Source organism: Bradyrhizobium sp. WSM3983 (genome assembly GCF_000473045.1).
Taxonomy (GTDB): domain Bacteria; phylum Pseudomonadota; class Alphaproteobacteria; order Rhizobiales; family Xanthobacteraceae; genus Bradyrhizobium.
In genome coordinates this window covers 472163-487952 of sequence record NZ_AXAY01000001.1, presented here as the reverse complement: position 1 = coordinate 487952, position 15790 = coordinate 472163, and the positions used below count along the sequence as shown (strand labels likewise).

Below are 15790 nucleotides of genomic sequence, written 5' to 3'. Positions count from 1 at the left end.
CAGCCGCGATGCGTCCTAAAACATGGCGCCTGCTGGGTTGCACCGGCACACTGACCTACCTTGGCGCCTGTAAGGCGACACCGTAGCGCTCATATATCCGATTAATCGTACCGTCGGTTCGCAACCTGTCCAGAGCTCCGTTGATGGCTTCGCGCAACAGGTCATCCGGGCGCACCATGCCAACAGCAACATTCCAGTTGAGGTCCGCCTCGGTCTCGTCGAGTTCGAGGATGCGAACCGCCTTGTCTGGATGCGTCAAATTGAAATAGCTGGCGGCGGTCGGGGTGACCGCTGCCGCGTCGATCTCATGATTGGCGAGAGCCTCTAGGCTGTCGATCTCAAAACCGAAGGTCGACGTCGGCACGTGGCGCTGACCAAGGGTCATGGCGGCCATTGATCCGACCAAGACGCCAACTTTCGAGTGTTCGTCGAGGCTTTTAAATGAGGTCAGTCGGCTTCCCTGGGGAACCGCCAGCGCAACGCCCGTGCGGTAATACGGCTTCGATATCCTGAGGTTGGTCTCGGCCTGCGCCTCTCGATCGGCGATGATGTCGAGCACGATGTCACAGCCCGCGCTGCGCATCTGATATTGAGTGATGATCCAGTCAAGCCGGAGCGAGACACCAAGCTCGCGTGCGAACGCGTTGCCCAACTCGATCTGAAACCCCGGAGGGTCACCCGCTTTGTTGGCGAAAGGCAGTGAGTTGGGGTGGGCGCATAGTCCGAGCACGCCGGAGCCGCGGATCGCATCGAGAGAACGGGGCTGCGCCACATCGGTCAGTCCCAGCAGGGCGCTGACCACGAGGGGGAGATATGTCTTCATGGAATTTCGGGTGTAGATCAATGTGGCCTAGCCTTCATGTGGCTTCAGAGCGCGGATGTATCTAATGATCTCCTCGATCTGCGCATCGCTGAAGGTCGCTCCGAAGGCAGGCATCGCACCTTCCTTGCCGTGCTTGATGCGGTTGCGGATGAAGTCGTCATCTCGTTTGGTGTCCATGAGCTGCGGCCCCTTGCCGGCGGCGCGACCACCGTCGGAGTGACACCAGCCACAAGTCGTCGCGAACAACTGCCCGACATCGATTTGTTCGTTTTCCGGCGCGGGCGGAGTCGATTGCTGTCCGCGAGATGGCAAGGTGGAAATCGTAAGGAGCGCAGCAAGTGCCGGCATCGACAGCGTCGTGATCTTCCAAGCCAATCGCATACGGCTAAACCTACCTACGCGCCGAGTTTCATTAGCTGCTCCTGGTGGAGGGAGCGGCCTAACGCCGCTCCCTCCCAACGTCACGAGGTTCTATCTCAGACTGTAGACGACAAGGGCGCCGTCGTCGCGAGGCATGCTCTTGTAGACGCCACCGAAGGTCGGCGCGTAGTCATCCGAAGCCATGCCGCCGAAGCCGGCGACGACCGCGATGTACTGCTTGCCGTTGACGGCATAGCTGATGATGCCGCCTTGGTGGCCGGTGCCGTCGCCGTGGCTCCACAATTCGGCACCGGAATCGGCATCGTAGGCATGAACCGTGCCGCGCGAGTCCGGCACGAACACCAGATTGCCTCCGGTCGACAACACGCTCCCGAGCGGCGGCTCGGGGAAGCGGACTTCCCACTTTTTCGCGCCGGTAATGGGATCGCGCGCATCGAGATGGCCATAGATCTCACCGCCGGGCGGCGGCGCGATCTTGAAGTCGGCGCCGATGTTGAGCTGGGCCTGAGGAGCAACGATCGGAGTCGTCTTCTGAACTTCGAGCGTCATGCACCATTCTTGGCCGAGCTTGTAATAGAGGCCCGTCTTCGGGTTGTACGATCCGGAGTTCCAGCTCACCCCGCCAGATATGTGAGGGCACAACGGCTCGGAAACCTTCCCGGCGGAGAAGTCGCGACGGCCGATTAGCTCGCCCGTCTTGGGATCGATGTCCTTGACAAAATTGCTGTTCTGCGTGATCCGCCAGACGTTCTTGACGCCAAGGCTGCGGTCATAAACGAAGATATATCCGCTCTTGTTCGGATGGACGATGTACTTCTGGCCATCCCGATCGAGCATCACGAATTCGCCGACTGCGCTATCGAAGTCCCAGGCGTCGTGAGGCAGCTCCTGGTGAAAGGACTTCAGCTTGCCGGTATCCATATCGAGCGCAATCACCGAGGTGGTGTAGAGATTGTCTCCCGGACGTGCCCCCTGCGTCTTGTAATCGGCTCCCGACCAGTCGTAGAGCGGCGCTGGGTTGGCAGTGCCCCACAGGACTGTATTGGTCTCGGAGTCGTAAGTGCCCGGCATCCAGCCGCCGCCGCCGCCGGTGCGCCACGAGTCATTGCCCCAGGTCTTCATGGCGTCGTCGGTGCCGGCAACTGTCAGGAATTCCCATTTCTTCTTGCCGGTCGCGGCATCAACACCGAAGATCGGCCCGCGCCCAGGCCATTCGCCGCCCTGCGCGCCGATTACCACTGTGCCCTTGGCGTAAAGCGGCGCGCCGGTGAACCCAACGGTCAGCTTCTGGGAATCGATCAGCTTGGTGTCCCACATCACCTTTCCGGTCTTCATGTCGAGCGCGATGAGACGGCCATCCATCGTTCCCACGTAGACCTTTCCCTCCCCGATGGCGGCGCCGCGATTGTAGGGGGAATGCGTCTGCCGCGCGATTAAGGCTTCGTCGAGCTCAGGGAAGTAGGACCAGATCACCTCCCCGGTAGCGCCGTTCAGCGCAAAGGTGCGGCTATAGGAGCCGGTGTAGTAGAGCACGCCGTCGGCCGCGAGTGGCATCGATTGCAACCCTCGCGTCGAACGTCCGGGAATATGGATCCAGGCAACACCCAGGTTGCTTACATTACTGGGATTGATCTGTGCTAGCGGGCTGTAGTGATACGACTTGTATGAGCCATGATAGGTCAGCCAATCGTTCTGACCGCCGGCTTCGATCCGCGCCGTGTCCACGGATTGCGCAAACGCCGACGACGCTGTGAGCGCCGCACCGATAACAAGAACAGGTAAACAAGAATAGCGCCATTGCTTCTTCATGTAGAGTTCCTCCCGCCTTTTTATAATCGACTGAGTTGGCCACCTCCGACGACTTTCGCCGTTCAATATGCGGCGCTCTTCGTCACCACAAGGACTGCCAGCAAATTGCCCGCGCTCGGTTGTCACAAGGAGCTACGCTTACCGGACTGGCTGCTGTTGCACCGCCAGTATCCTAGAGTACGCGGGATCACATCTTTTTCAAACGGAATGCGCAACGCGGCGCAGCTAGTGAACGTCAGCGGCACTTACTGAAATCGACATGCTGGGCGGCCACGGAGGCGCGGCCAAAAAAAGCCCCCGAGAAGCGGGGGGAGTACCACAGTTACAACTGAAAACGGGCCTGTGATCGGCTTGCTAGCAGTCCGGCATTCCTGGTGGGCGCGAGGAGGCATTGGCGTTAGCACTCGTACCGGAAGAAGCAGCGGGGGAAGTACTAGAGCTTGACCCGGGCGGCGTTGTTGAGCCGACAGTCGTATTTCCAGACGGTCCAGTTGCAGTGGCGCCACTTACGTCGCGAACTACCTTGTTGGCCACGTCCCAGCATTGCTTGAGATCGTGACCACTCGACCCACCCGTCGAAGTTCCTTGTGCGTTCGCGAATGCACCGACCGCCAGCAATGCGCCGCTGATCGCCACTCCTAGATAAATCTTCCTCATGAAAGGGACTCCTCATTCTGTGCCGGCTCGAGTGCCGACGCCTCTCAATGCGGACGCGACATCCAACGTTCCTTCCGGATGAGGCGCATTGCAGCTCTTTGATGATCTGGCGCAGCCGCTCGCTCTCGTGCCGCTCCGCAAGCAGCATCGTCTTCAGCGTCTCGGGATCATCAGGAAGATTATCGCTCACAGGCAAATCAGAGCATGTTCGCGCCCGCCTGACGACGTGCTCAATGCCCCCAGTCCTTTGGCTCTTCTGCGATATCCAGCGATGCCCGCTATTGCGCCCGTTATTGGCGGAGAAGCGGACATCTCTCGCACGGCGCCGGACGCTCCGATCTGGTGAAGTCGGATGCGATCTCAGACGCGGCTACTCGTCGTCCTCGTCGTCTTCCTCGTCTTCGTCGTCCTCATCTTCGAGGTCTTCTTCTTCCACCTGGATGAGCGTGGCGAGCGGCAGCGTCTCGCGGAAGAGATCGCCTTCCATCCCCATCCAGAGGCAGAGCACGTCGTCGCCCTTGACCTCCGCGACGGTCAGCGGCTGGCCGCCCGATTTCAGCATAACGATATCGCCGGCTTTCAATTCCATGGATTTGTCCTTCGAGTTGATCGACCCGGATGCGAGGCTAGCAATTTGTCGTGACACGCCGAACACGGGCTAGTGGGGAGATGGGCTGTGCGGTCGATGCGCAGAACGCTCGAGGCCGCCACGCGGCTCACGCGGGAGCGTTTCCATCGCACGCATCCCGACGATGGCATCATGCGCCTGTTTTGCCCGACGGGTCAAATGATTTCGCAAAATCCGTAAGACCTTGAATTTGCAGCGGCGCCTACTGTGCATGGGGTTGTTTTCGAGATTTAGCCCGGCACCAGCTCGGTCAGCGAGCGGATGATGCGGTCGGGCTTGACGGTCGAGCCCTCGGGCAGGCCGTCGCCATGCACGTCGATCCAGATCGCATAGATGCCGAGGCGCTGTGGCGTCACGACTTCCCATTCCAGATTGTCGCCGATCATCCAGGTATCCTCGGCGGTGACGCCGAGCGCCTCCATCGCGTGCAGATAGGCGCGCTGCTCGGGCTTGCCGAAACCGTGCTCGCCCTCGATCTGGATGTGATCGAAGCGATGGGTCAGCTCGAAGCGCTCGACCTTGGCGCGCTGCATGTCGGCGGCGCCGTTGGTGACCAGCGCGAGCTTGACGCCGTGCGCCTTGAATGCGTCGATCGCGTCATGCGCGCCCGGAAAGACGAAGATCGCTTCCTCGCGATAGGTGGTGAAGCGGTCGGCAAGGCGAGCGGCGAGATCGTCGGAGAGGGCACGATGGCCGTTGGCGGCGAGCGCCGCGAAGCCGCCGCGCACCGTGAGCCGTCGCGCCTCGCCGAGCTTCATCCGCCATGCGGCTTCCGCGTTCGACCAGAACTGCCGCGCATAAGCCAGCACCGCCGTGGCGACTTGCGCCGGCGGCAGCGGCGCGAGCTCCTCGGCAAATTCTTCGGCGATCGTGTTCCAGGCGATCTCGGGCCGGCCATAGGCTGACAGGATGGTATCGTCCATGTCGATCAGCATGGCGCGGGGGAGAGGTCTCATTGCTTGCTTGATCGTCATCATGGCCATTTCACCTCCGGCGGCAGCGACGACAGGATCGAATCCACGTTGCCGCCGGTCTTGAGCCCGAAGATGGTGCCACGGTCGTAGAGCAGGTTGAACTCGACATAGCGTCCGCGGCGGATCAACTGCTCCTCGCGATCGTCTGCGGTCCAGGCGCTCGCGAAATTGCGCCTGACAAGTTCGGGATAGATCTTCAGGAACGCGCGGCCGACGTCCTGGGTGAAGGCGAGGTCGGCGTCCCAGTCGCCGCTGTCATGCCAGTCGTAGAAGATGCCGCCGACGCCGCGCGCCTCTTTCCGGTGCGGCAGATAGAAATACTCGTCGCACCAATTCTTGTACTTGTCGTAATCGGCAACGCCGTTCGGTCCGGCGCAGGCCTCCTTCATCGCGGCGTGGAAGGCGAGGGTATCCGCGTCCTCCTGCGAGCGGCGGCGGTCAAGCACCGGCGTGAGATCGGCGCCGCCGCCGAACCACGCCTTGGTGGTGACGACGAAGCGCGTGTTCATGTGCACCGCCGGCACGTGCGGATTGCGCAGGTGCGCGATCAGCGAGATGCCGGAGGCCCAGAACCGCGGGTCTTCGGCCGCGCCCGGAATCTGCGCGCGAAACTCGGGCGCGAACTCGCCGTGCACGGTCGAGCAATGCACGCCGACCTTCTCGAACAGCCGGCCCGACATCATCGACATCACGCCGCCACCGCCGGCAGCCCCACTATGATCGGTGCGCTGCCAGGGCGTGCGCGCAAAGCGGCCGGCCTCGCCGGGATAGAGGCTTTGCGGCGCGTCGTCCTCGAGCCGCTCGAAGTTTTCGCAGATATCGTCGCGCAGATGCTCGAACCAGCTGCGGGCACGCGCCTTGCGGTCTTCGATTGTCGATGCGTCCATATCTCAATCCCAAAGCGGACGGCCGTAGGGTGGGCAAAGGCGCCCTTGCGCCGTGCCCACCATTTTTCACCGTCGTCCTGATTGGTGGGCACGCTTTCGCTTTGCCCACCCTACGAAGACTACCCCTGCGGACCGTAATAGGTGCAGCTCTCGTTGCAACTGTCGCGGTGGATGCTGACGCGGGTGAGCTTGCCGACAGGCGCGAGCCGCTCCCAGACGAAGCGCGAGAGGTTCTCCAGCGTCGGTGTGCCCAGCGCCTCGATCTTGTTGAGGAACTTGTGGTCCAGCGTCAGCCGGACGTCCTCGATGGCGCGCTGAAGCAGGCCGAGATCGACCACCATGCCGGTCGTGGGGTCCGGCGTGCCGCGCACCGTCACCTCGGCGCGGAAGGAGTGGCCGTGAATCTCTTCGCTCGCCGCACCGAAGGTCGTTCCCGACAGCGAATGCGCCGCCTCGAAGCGGAACGATTTCGTCAATTCCCACATCTGTCCGTCAACCCATCCTATCTGATGCCAAGCGATTTATGCGTCTGCACGCTCAGCCGCCACTGCGGATGGCGCAGGCAATAGTCGATCGCGCGCGCGGTGTTCTCTGCGACCTCGGGCCCGTCCATCGGTTGCAGCGAGAAGCGCTCAAAGGCGAGGCCTTCGAAAGTCTCGGGGGCGGCAAGCGCCTGCGGATAGACCAGCTTCAGCTCATGGCCACGGCGCAGCACCAGCTCGCTGCCGCCCTTGGGGCTGACGCAGATCCAGTCGAGCCCCTCCGGCGGAGCGACCGTTCCATTGGTCTCGACGCCGATCTCGAAGCCGCGGAAATGGAGCGCCTCGACCAGGGCGTCGTCGACCTGGAGCAGCGGCTCGCCGCCGGTGAGCACCACATAGCGATTGTCGGCGGAGGCCGTCCATTGCGCGGCGATGGTGTCGGCGAGTTCCACCGCCGAGGCATAACGGCCGCCCAGCGTGCCGTCGGTGCCGACGAAATCGGTGTCGCAGAACTGACATGTCGCCTCGCTGCGGTCGGCCTCGCGGCCACTCCAGAGGTTGCAGCCGGCAAAACGGCAGAACACGGATGCGCGTCCGGCATGGGCGCCTTCGCCTTGCAGGGTCAGGAAGATTTCCTTGACCGCGTAACTCACTGGTCTCTCCTCGTCATATTCAAACTTGCGGGTTCCTGACCTGCCGGAGCGCTTCGCCTGCGGCCATCGCCGCGGTCATGGCGACATTGAGCGACCGCAGCCCCGGGCTGATCGGGATCACCAGCCGCGCGTCTGCGGCCTCGACCACCGCGTCGGTGACGCCGGCGCTCTCGCGCCCGAATAGCAGGATGTCCGACGTCTGGTAACGGAAATCGCGGTAGTCGGTAGCACCTTTGGTGGTGAACAGCAGCAGGCGGTCACCTTGTGCCGCCCGCCACTCCTCGAATTTCGACCAGGAATCGTGGCTGACGATCCTGACATGGTCGAGATAATCCATTCCCGCCCGGCGGAAATGCCGGTCGGAGACCGGAAAGCCGGCCGGTTCGATGATGTGGGCGGCGATGCCCAGACAGGCGCACAGGCGAAGAATCGTGCCGGTGTTCTGGGGGATGTCGGGTTGGAAAAGTGCGATCTGCATGAGCGGTGGTCGGTCGGTTGTGGGCCGGAAATGTCTCAATAAAACATCGCCAGCCGCGGAATTCGTGCATTGCACGCTCCCGCGCCGTTAGCGGGCTTGCGCTCGTCCTGCAAGGGTGCCAATAGAACGATTCTGGACTGCTGTTTTTCGCCTTGTTTTGGTGGGGACAAGCCAAGTTCTGCCGCCGCGGGGGGCCGCGGGCGCCGGCAGCCTGTTCCGGGGACCTTGGGGGCTCCTGGAGCGGTTCCGTCGGCAGCATAAGAAGAAAGGGTTGGAATCGTGACGACAGCGTCTTCGGCGGACCATCCGACACGCCGTGATTTCTTATTCGTTGCAACGGGGGCAGCTGCAGCAGTAGGGGGCGCAGCTGCGCTCTGGCCCTTTATCTCGCAAATGAATCCGGACGCCTCGACCATCGCCGCCGGTGCGCCGATCGAGGTCGATCTGAGCCCAGTTGCCGAAGGGCAGGACATCAAGGTGTTCTGGCGCGGCAAGCCGATCTACATCAGCCACCGCACCAAGAAGCAGATCGACGAGGCGCGCGCCGTTCCGGTGGCGAGCCTGCCCGATCCGCAGTCCGATGAAGCCCGAGTCAAAGCGGGCCACGACCAGTGGCTGGTCGTGATCGGCATCTGCACCCATCTTGGCTGCATCCCGATCGCTCATGAAGGCAATTACGACGGGTTCTTCTGCCCCTGCCATGGTTCGCAGTACGATTCGTCCGGCCGCATCCGCCAGGGGCCCGCGCCCGCGAACTTGCCGGTGCCGCCGTACCAGTTCGTTTCCGACACCAAAATCCAGATCGGCTGAGCTTCGGACCTGCGTCCGAAGCCTCGTACCGTCTCGTCGTATTATTTCCTCAGGATCGCATCATGAGCGGACCATCCGACTACCAGCCGAGCAATCCGGCCCTGCAATGGATCGAGCGGCGTCTGCCGATCCTGGGTCTCGTCCATTCCTCCTTCGTCGTCTATCCCACCCCGCGCAACCTGAACTACTGGTGGACGTTCGGCGCCATCCTCTCCTTCATGCTGGGGATGCAGATCCTGACCGGCGTGATCCTGGCGATGCACTACACGCCGCAGGCCGATCTCGCTTTCAAGTCGGTCGAGCTGATCGTTCGTGACGTGAACTATGGCTGGCTGCTCCGCAACATGCACGCGGTCGGCGCGTCGATGTTCTTTGTCGCCGTCTACGTCCATATGTTCCGCGGCCTTTACTACGGGTCCTACAAGGAGCCGCGCGAGGTGCTCTGGATCCTCGGCGTCATCATCTACCTCCTGATGATGGCGACCGGCTTCATGGGCTACGTGCTGCCGTGGGGCCAGATGAGCTTCTGGGGTGCCACAGTCATCACCAATCTGTTCTCGGCCATTCCCTATGTCGGCGAGAGCATCGTGACGCTGTTGTGGGGCGGCTATTCGGTCGGCAACCCGACCTTGAACCGCTTCTTCTCGCTGCACTACCTGCTGCCGTTCCTGATCGCGGGCGTCGTCGTGCTCCACGTCTGGGCGCTGCACGTCGCTGGCCAGAACAATCCGGATGGCGTCGAGCCGAAGACGGAAAAGGACACGGTTCCGTTCACGCCGCATGCGACCATCAAGGACGGCTTCGGCGTCGCCTGCTTCCTGCTGCTCTACGCCTGGTTCATCTTCTACATGCCGAACTATCTCGGCGACGCCGACAACTACATTCCGGCGAATCCGGGCGTGACGCCGCCGCACATCGTGCCGGAATGGTATTACCTGCCGTTCTACGCGATCCTGCGCTCGATCCCGAACAAGCTCGCGGGCGTGATCGCCATGTTCTCGGCGATCATCATCCTGTGCTTCCTGCCCTGGCTCGATGCCGCCAAGACCAGGTCGTCGAAGTATCGTCCGCTGGCCAAGCAGTTCTTCTGGATCTTCGTCGTGGTCTGCATCCTGCTCGGCTATCTCGGCGCGCAGCCGCCGGAAGGCATCTACGTGATCGCCGGCCGCGTCCTGACGGTCTGCTACTTCGCCTACTTCCTGATCGTGCTGCCGCTGCTCTCGCGCATCGAGACGCCGCGGCCGGTGCCGAACTCGATCTCGGAGGCGATCCTCGCCAAGAGCGGTAAGGCGGTGGCCTCCATCATGGTCGCGCTCGTCGCCGCGGGTGCGCTGTTCGTCGGCACCTTGCAGGATGCCCGCGCCGAGGAAGGTGGCACCAGGCCGCCAGGCAATAAATGGTCGTTCGCCGGCCCTTTCGGCACCTATGACCGCGGTGCGCTTCAGCGCGGCCTGAAGGTCTACAAAGAGGTCTGCTCGAACTGCCACGGCCTGTCCTACATCGCCTTCCGCAACCTCGCGGAAGCTGGCGGGCCCGGCTATTCGCCGGCGCAGGCCGCCGCCTTTGCCTCCGACTACAAGATCAAGGACGGCCCGAATGATCAGGGTGATATGTTCGAGCGCTCGGGCCGGCCGGCCGACTACTTCCCGTCGCCATTCCCGAACGAGCAGGCGGCTCGTGCGGCGAACGGCGGCGCGGCGCCGCCCGACCTGTCGCTGATCACCAAGGCGCGTTCCTATGGCCGCGGTTTCCCGATGTTCCTCGTCGACTTCTTCAGCCAGTACCAGGAGCAGGGCCCGGATTATGTCGCGGCAGTGCTGCAGGGCTTTGAGGACAAGGTGCCGGAGGGCGTCACCATCCCGGAAGGCTCCTACTACAACAGGTACTTCCCGGGCCACGCCATCAAGATGCCGAAGCCACTCAGCGACGGCCAGGTGACCTATGACGACGGCTCGCCGGCGACCGTTGCGCAATACGCCAAGGATGTCACCACGTTCCTGATGTGGACCGCCGAGCCGCATATGGAAGCGCGCAAGCGCCTCGGCCTCCAGGTGTTCGTGTTCCTGATCATCTTCGCGTTCCTGATGTACTTCACCAAGAAGAAGGTCTGGGCCGACTCGCACTAAGCGGCCGGCGCGAAACGAGAATGAAGAAGCCCCCGCGAGGGGGCTTTTTTGTTGCACACGCGCGTGTGTTGTTAGCGCGGTTGCCTATCGAGCGCGCAGCCGCCAAAATACCGCTAACCTCTCCCCAGAAACCCATCGGAGGACACCATGGGAACCGCGATCACTTTCAAGCGTCCGGACGGCAAGGACGCCTCGGGCTATCTTGCGAACGCCGCACGCGGCAACGCGCCGGGCGTGGTCGTGATCCAGGAATGGTGGGGCCTGTCGGACCAGATCAAGGGCCTGTGCGACCGCTTTGCGCTCGCCGGCTTCGACGCGCTGGCGCCCGATCTCTACAAGGGCAAGGTGGTGCCGTATCACGACACGGACGCGGCCGGCAAAGAGATGAACTCGCTCGATTTCATGGACGCCACCACGCAGACCGTGCGCGGCGCCACGCAATATCTGTCGCGCAACGGCGCCAAGGTCGGGCTAACAGGCTTCTGCCTTGGCGGCGCCGTCACCATCATCGGCTCGGTGCATGTGCCGGAGCTCGCCGCCGGCGTCGTGTTCTACGGCATTCCGCCGGAGCAGGCGGCCAAGCCCGCCGACGTCAAGATCCCGCTCCAGGCCCATTTCGCCAACAAGGACGATTGGTGCACGCCGGAGCTGGTCAACGGCTTCGAACAGGCCATGAAGGCCGCCGGCAAGTCGCTCGAGCTGTTCCGCTATGACGCCGAGCACGCCTTCGTAAACGAGCAGCGCCAGTCCGTGCACGACCGCGAAGCCGCCGAGCTCGCCTGGGGCAGGGCGACTGAGTTTTTCAGGAAGCATCTGGGGTAAGAGACGCGCGACTCGCGCCACAAATCCCGGTGTCGTCCCGGCGAAGGCCGGGACCCAGAACCACAGGGAGGAATGTGACGCGAGATCGTGGTTGCCAGCCTTCGTCAAACCACTTCCTGTGGCTATGGGTCCCGGCCTTCGCCGGGACGACCGTGGAGATTGATGTTGTTAGCCGAGAGCCGGCACCTTGACGCCGTCCCCGCGCCATGGTGAGTATCCGCCCATGCGCACCGCAGCCCCCCCAGTCCGTCTTTGGTGGCGCACCTCCTAAGAGGTGGCCGGTGCGATTTATTTTCCCAGAATCGTCGAAGGTCGCCAGCACAGTGCGGCGGCCTGATCGTTTGTCCTGTGTGGCGTTCCCTCGGCAAGTTTCGTAAGAGGACCACATGAACAGGACAGTCTTTGCCCTCCCGGCCAGAAGCGACTACGTCACCCGCGGTGGTCTCGCGATCACGCGTATGGCCGAACAATTCACCGGCGGCGCCAGCAGGCTCGACGATCTCGTCAACCTGCTCGACCGCCGCCGCGGCGTGGTGCTGTCCTCGGGCACGACTGTGCCCGGCCGCTACGAGAGCTTTGACCTCGGCTTCTCCGATCCGCCGCTCAAGCTCGAGACCACTGGCGTCAATTTCAAGCTCGAAGCGCTCAACGCGCGTGGCGAGGTGCTGATCGCCTTCCTCGCTGACGTCCTGCGCGAGCCCTGCGCCGTGATCTCCGAGAAGTCCGCGACGCGCCTTGCCGGCCACATCATCCGTGGCGATGCGCCGATCGAGGAAGACCAGCGCACCCGGCGCGCCAGTGTGATGTCGCTGGTCCGCGACCTCGTCGCGGCCTTCTCCGCCAATGACGACGGGCTGCTCGGCCTGTTCGGCGCCTTCGCCTACGACCTCGTGTTCCAGATCGAGGACCTCGTGCAGAAGCGCCCGCGCGAGAATGACCAGCGCGACATCGTGCTCTACGTCCCCGATCGCCTGCTCGCCTATGACCGCGCCACGGGGCGCGGCGTCGTGCTCAGCTATGATTTCGCCTGGAAGGGCAAGTCGACCGAAGGCTTGCCGCGCGAGACGGCCGAGAGCCCGTATGTAAAGACGGGGCGCCAGGGCTTTGCCGATCACGCGCCCGGTGAATATCAGGCCACCGTCGAGACCGCGCGGGCAGCCTTTGCCCGCGGTGATCTCTTCGAAGCCGTGCCGGGCCAGCTTTTCGCCGAGCCCTGTGACCGCTCGCCGGCCGAAGTGTTCCAGCGCCTTTGCGTCATCAACCCGTCGCCGTACGGCGCGCTGATGAATCTCGGTGACGGCGAATTTCTCGTCTCCGCTTCGCCGGAAATGTTCGTGCGCTCGGACGGGCGCCGCGTCGAGACCTGTCCGATTTCCGGCACGATCGCGCGCGGCACCGATGCAATCGGCGATGCCGAGCAGATCCGCCAGCTCCTGAACTCGGAGAAGGACGAGTTCGAGCTCAACATGTGCACCGACGTCGATCGCAACGACAAGGCGCGCGTCTGCGTTCCCGGCACGATCAAGGTGCTGGCGCGGCGGCAGATCGAGACCTATTCAAAGCTGTTCCACACCGTCGATCATGTCGAAGGCATGTTGCGTCCCGGCTTCGACGCGCTCGACGCTTTCCTAACCCACGCCTGGGCGGTGACGGTGACTGGCGCGCCAAAGCTCTGGGCCATGCAGTTTGTCGAGGATCACGAACGCTCACCGCGGCGCTGGTACGCCGGCGCGATTGGCGCGGTGAACTTTGACGGCAGCATCAACACCGGTCTCACCATCCGCACCATCCGCATGAAGGATGGTCTCGCCGAGGTCCGCGTCGGCGCCACCTGCTTGTTCGACTCCGATCCCGCCGCGGAAGATCGCGAATGCCAGGTGAAAGCCGCAGCCCTGTTCCAGGCGCTGCGCGGCGATCCGCCGAAGCCGCTGTCGAGCTTCGCGCCGGATGCCACCGGTTCGGGCAAGCGCGTGCTGCTGATCGACCACGACGACAGTTTTGTCCATATGCTCGCCGACTATTTCCGTCAGGTCGGCGCCAGCGTTACCGTGGTCCGCTATGTGCATGCGCTCGACATGCTCAAGCAGAAGAGGTGGGATTTGCTGGTGCTGTCGCCCGGTCCGGGCCGTCCCGAGGATTTCGGGATCAGGACAACCATCGACGCGGCGCTGGAGAACAAGCTGCCAGTATTCGGCGTGTGCCTCGGCGTGCAGGCAATCGGCGAATATTTCGGCGGCGAGCTCGGTCAGCTCACCCATCCCGCGCACGGCCGGCCCTCGAGGGTCCAGGTGCGCGGCGGGCGCTTGATGCGCAATTTGCCGAACGAGATCGTGATCGGCCGCTATCATTCGCTCTTCGTCGAGCGCGACAGCATGCCCGAAGTTCTTGATGTCACCGCCAGCACCGAGGACGGCGTCGCCATGGCGCTGGAGCACAAGACCCTGCCGGTCGGCGGCGTGCAATTCCATCCGGAGTCGCTGATGTCGCTCGGCAACGAGGTGGGACTACGTATTGTCGAGAATGCGTTCCGGCTGGATGCGCCGGTCAATTGAGAGGCACCGATGACCTTTGACCACGATCTGAAGGCGAGCGTCCGCACCATTCCCGACTATCCCAAGCCGGGGATCATGTTCCGCGACATCACGACCTTGCTCGCGGACGCGCGCGCCTTCCGCCGCGCGGTCGACGAGCTCGTCAATCCCTGGGCCGGCAACAAGATCGACAAGGTCGCCGGCATGGAGGCGCGCGGCTTCATCATCGGCGGCGCGGTGGCGCATCAGCTCTCGGCCGGCTTCGTGCCGATCCGCAAGAAAGGCAAGCTGCCGCACACCACAGTCCGCATTGCTTATTCTCTCGAATACGGGATCGACGAGATGGAGATGCATGTCGACGCCATCTCGCCCGGCGAGCGCGTCATCCTGGTCGACGATCTCATCGCCACCGGCGGCACCGCGGAAGGCGCAGTAAAGCTGTTGCGCCAGATCGGCGCCAACGTCGTCGCCGCCTGCTTCATCATCGACCTGCCCGAGCTCGGCGGCGCCGCGAAGTTGCGCGCCATGGACGTGCCGGTGCGCACGCTGATGACGTTCGAGGGGCATTGAGTCTCCGCCGCGGCGATCGTCAGATCGCCTCGGCGTTCAACTCGGCCCGCCAATGCAGCACGCACTCGTTCAGCAGCGCGTTCCTGACATAGGCGCTCTCCTCGTCCTCCAGCCGCTCGCATTCGCCGAACGTCAGGCCGGCCCCGCCATGGGCGTTCCAGGCGGCCTGGAGGCTACGGCAGGGGTGGTTGCCCTGGCGCAAGGTGAACCAGATGCGGTTCTGGATGGTCTCGAGGTTTGGGGCCTGGCCGACCCAGGCCTCGCCCGAGGCCGCGCAGCGGATGACAAAGATGCCCGCAATGGTCTTCCGCTCCTTATAGGCGGCGATGGCTGCTTTCCGGTCGGTGCTCACGGGAGGGCCTCGCTGAGGGACGCTGTTGCGCAGCCTCAGTAACGGCAAGGACGCCCGGGGTCAATATTACCCGGATAAAATATTCAGGATCGTTGCAGAATCAAGCTGAGCTCGAGCTCCCGGAAAGCGAGGTAATTCCGCCGTACCCATTGGTGCAGTTCGGTGGAGGAGTCCTTTTCCTGGCGCAGATAGCCGGTGAAGGAGAAGTTCAGCCGGTCGATATAGGTCTTCAGGAAGCCTGGCAGCGCCGGAAGCCGGAACAGCCGGCCGCCCGCCATCGCGGGCGGCAACTCGCCGCGGATAATGAACTCATTGTCGACGGTGATCAGATTCATCCGCGGGATCTGCTGGCGCAGCATCTCATGGGCGCGGGCCGAGACGCGGTCGGTGTCGGCGACGAACAGGATCATCGGCGCGACATGCCGGCGTGCTGCTTCCTTGAGCAGGCCGATCTCGTCGGTCATCTTGAAAAACTCGTCGAAGGCGTGGAAGCCGAGGTCGATGACCTTGGCGAGCCCGTCATCGACGATGACGCGGTCCATCAGCTGCATCTTGCCGTAGGTGTCGATCACATCAGCGGTTTCGGTGACCTTCGGCAGATAGTCGAGCAGCGACGGCTCCTTCAGATTGACGTCGAAAGCCGTGACGTTGCCGTTCTTGAGCAGCAAAAATTCGCTCAACAGCCGCGCCAGCAGGGTCTTGCCGACCTGCGGGCGGGGCGAGCAGATAATGTAGAGGGGCGTCGCGGACATCGACAGATATATCAGGCCAACTCACCGCCCAATCCAGCCGTATCCGCACCTCGAC

The 15790-nt window shown here is 63.1% G+C and carries 16 protein-coding genes; 5 read left to right on the top strand and 11 right to left on the bottom strand.

Annotated elements, in window-relative coordinates:
* Nucleotides 1-55: 55 nt before the first annotated feature.
* From YUA_RS0102360 to YUA_RS0102315, 9 genes are all read right to left on the bottom strand, one after another.
* Nucleotides 56-823, bottom strand: coding sequence for a transporter substrate-binding domain-containing protein (locus YUA_RS0102360; RefSeq protein WP_027529203.1), 768 nt, complete (start codon nucleotides 821-823; stop codon nucleotides 56-58).
* 27 nt (nucleotides 824-850) lie between these two features.
* On the bottom strand, nucleotides 851-1204 hold the full coding sequence (locus YUA_RS47685) for a cytochrome c (protein ID WP_371259862.1): 354 nt from the start codon (nucleotides 1202-1204) through the stop codon (nucleotides 851-853).
* Nucleotides 1205-1294: 90 nt separating this feature from the next.
* Nucleotides 1295-3013, bottom strand: a complete 1719-nt coding sequence (locus YUA_RS0102350) for a PQQ-binding-like beta-propeller repeat protein (RefSeq protein ID WP_027529201.1) — start codon at nucleotides 3011-3013, stop codon at nucleotides 1295-1297.
* 1027 nt (nucleotides 3014-4040) lie between these two features.
* Nucleotides 4041-4259: a YodC family protein gene (locus YUA_RS0102345; RefSeq protein WP_027529200.1), complete on the bottom strand. Its 219-nt coding sequence runs from the start codon at nucleotides 4257-4259 to the stop codon at nucleotides 4041-4043.
* 269 nt (nucleotides 4260-4528) lie between these two features.
* A complete protein-coding gene (locus YUA_RS0102335) occupies nucleotides 4529-5281 on the bottom strand; it encodes an HAD family hydrolase (RefSeq protein WP_027529199.1) in 753 nt (250 codons plus the stop codon).
* Nucleotides 5272-6159 carry an oxygen-dependent coproporphyrinogen oxidase gene (gene hemF, locus YUA_RS0102330; protein WP_027529198.1) on the bottom strand — a complete coding sequence of 296 codons (888 nt, stop codon included), beginning with the start codon at nucleotides 6157-6159 and terminating at the stop codon, nucleotides 5272-5274. Before hemF ends, YUA_RS0102335 begins: the two co-directional genes overlap by 10 nt.
* A gap of 119 nt (nucleotides 6160-6278) precedes the next feature.
* Nucleotides 6279-6644: a 6-carboxytetrahydropterin synthase gene (locus YUA_RS0102325; protein ID WP_027529197.1), complete on the bottom strand. Its 366-nt coding sequence runs from the start codon at nucleotides 6642-6644 to the stop codon at nucleotides 6279-6281.
* A 17-nt stretch (nucleotides 6645-6661) separates the two neighbouring features.
* Entirely contained in the window at nucleotides 6662-7294 is a 633-nt protein-coding gene (gene queE / locus YUA_RS0102320; RefSeq protein ID WP_027529196.1) for a 7-carboxy-7-deazaguanine synthase, read from the bottom strand.
* Between the two features lie 19 nt (nucleotides 7295-7313).
* Nucleotides 7314-7772 (bottom strand): tRNA (cytidine(34)-2'-O)-methyltransferase, encoded by a 459-nt coding sequence (locus YUA_RS0102315; RefSeq protein ID WP_027529195.1) that lies wholly within the window; start codon nucleotides 7770-7772, stop codon nucleotides 7314-7316.
* Nucleotides 7773-8051: 279 nt separating this feature from the next.
* On the opposite strand from YUA_RS0102315, the gene petA reads away from it, so the two are divergent.
* From petA to YUA_RS0102290, 5 genes are all read left to right on the top strand, one after another.
* Nucleotides 8052-8582, top strand: a complete 531-nt coding sequence (petA, locus tag YUA_RS0102310) for a ubiquinol-cytochrome c reductase iron-sulfur subunit (RefSeq protein ID WP_027529194.1) — start codon at nucleotides 8052-8054, stop codon at nucleotides 8580-8582.
* A 62-nt stretch (nucleotides 8583-8644) separates the two neighbouring features.
* The gene (fbcH, locus tag YUA_RS0102305; RefSeq protein ID WP_027529193.1) at nucleotides 8645-10708 is read left to right on the top strand and encodes a cytochrome b/c1; all 2064 of its coding nucleotides are present in this window, start codon (nucleotides 8645-8647) and stop codon (nucleotides 10706-10708) included.
* 147 nt (nucleotides 10709-10855) lie between these two features.
* Complete coding sequence (locus tag YUA_RS0102300) at nucleotides 10856-11530, top strand: dienelactone hydrolase family protein (RefSeq protein WP_027529192.1); 675 nt, start codon at nucleotides 10856-10858, stop codon at nucleotides 11528-11530.
* Between the two features lie 386 nt (nucleotides 11531-11916).
* Nucleotides 11917-14082 (top strand): anthranilate synthase component I, encoded by a 2166-nt coding sequence (locus YUA_RS0102295; protein ID WP_027529191.1) that lies wholly within the window; start codon nucleotides 11917-11919, stop codon nucleotides 14080-14082.
* 9 nt (nucleotides 14083-14091) lie between these two features.
* Nucleotides 14092-14631, top strand: a complete 540-nt coding sequence (locus YUA_RS0102290) for an adenine phosphoribosyltransferase (RefSeq protein WP_027529190.1) — start codon at nucleotides 14092-14094, stop codon at nucleotides 14629-14631.
* Between the two features lie 19 nt (nucleotides 14632-14650).
* On the opposite strand, the gene YUA_RS0102285 is transcribed toward YUA_RS0102290, so the two are convergent.
* Both YUA_RS0102285 and YUA_RS0102280 read right to left on the bottom strand, forming a co-directional pair.
* Entirely contained in the window at nucleotides 14651-14983 is a 333-nt protein-coding gene (locus YUA_RS0102285) for a GIY-YIG nuclease family protein (RefSeq protein WP_027529189.1), read from the bottom strand.
* Between the two features lie 83 nt (nucleotides 14984-15066).
* Nucleotides 15067-15735 (bottom strand): hypothetical protein, encoded by a 669-nt coding sequence (locus tag YUA_RS0102280; RefSeq protein WP_027529188.1) that lies wholly within the window; start codon nucleotides 15733-15735, stop codon nucleotides 15067-15069.
* Nucleotides 15736-15790: the final 55 nt, after the last annotated feature.